The 1,048-nt window shown below is 59.8% G+C and carries 1 protein-coding gene; it reads right to left on the minus strand.

Annotated features, from left to right (window positions below; genetic code table 11):
- Positions 1 to 15: 15 nt before the first annotated feature.
- A protein-coding gene (locus tag CO660_RS33570) for an IS630 family transposase (protein ID WP_176536422.1) occupies positions 16 to 958 on the minus strand; the annotation gives its coding sequence in 2 pieces (ribosomal slippage) (positions 16 to 621 and positions 623 to 958; 942 coding nt in all).
- Between the last annotated feature and the right edge of the window lie 90 nt (positions 959 to 1,048).

Consider the following 1,048-nt stretch of genomic DNA (forward strand, 5'->3'; position numbering starts at 1 on the left):
TAGAGCCTGCTGCTTTCATACGGAAGCATATCCTGAGTTTGTAAGGTAGTTTGCGCATTCTGCTGGCGAGAAGCAGTCGAGCATTTCACCAGCCTTGCGCCATGTCGCTTCGACTGTGCGAGGCTGTTCTCTCCTAATTAGGTGCTTGAGCTTGGCAAAGACTTGCTCGATGGGATTGAGGTCCGGGCTGTAAGGCGGCAGGAAGAAGAGGTGCGCGCCTGCGGCCCGGATGGCACGACGGACAGCTTGGCCCTTATGGCTGCCGAGATTGTCGAGGATGACGATGTCGCCCTTGGCGAGCGTGGGCACGAGGATCCTCTGGATATAGAGGGTAAAGAGTTCGCCGTTGATCGGCCCATCGATGACCCAAGGGGCGTCGATGCGGTCGCAGCGCAAGGCGGCAATGAATGTCAGGGTTTTCCAGTGCCCATGCGGAACCGCGGCACATAGGCGTTGACCACGCGGTGCCCACCCCCTGAGGGGCGCCATGTTGGTCTTGATCCAGGTCTCATCGAGAAAGACCAGCCGCTGCGCTTCGATCCGCCGTTGATGGGTCTTCCAACGCAACCGTTTCCTGGCGATATCCATCCGCGTCTGCTCGGCCGGCAGAACCGTTTTTTTTGAAACTCAGGCCCTCGGCCCGGACGAACACCCAAACGGCGCGTCGCTCGGTCTTGATGCCGCGTTCAGCCAGTTCCGCCACAAGGCCTCGCGTCGTGAACGGGCCGGATCGACAGCGCTGGCGCAGCCAGTCGGCCCGTTCGCCGGACAAAGTCCGCTGCTTGCGACCGCCGACGCGGCCGGGCGTCAGAGCGCCGGTCTCCGCAAGGCGCTTCTTCCACTTCGAAACACAGGAGGGAGCAATCGCAAGTGCTGCTGCGATCGATCGTATCGTTTCTCCGGTGTTCAGGCGCGCCATCGCCCGTTCGCGAAGATCCTCAGAATATGGGTGCGTCATCCTTGCCGGCCGTCCTTTTCCGGTAGGACAGAGAATCATATTTCAGCTGATTTGCGAATCTGCGATTCTGAAAAATCGAAGCGTGCTCTA

It is taken from the genome of Rhizobium sp. L9 (assembly GCF_002531885.1).
Taxonomy (GTDB): domain Bacteria; phylum Pseudomonadota; class Alphaproteobacteria; order Rhizobiales; family Rhizobiaceae; genus Rhizobium.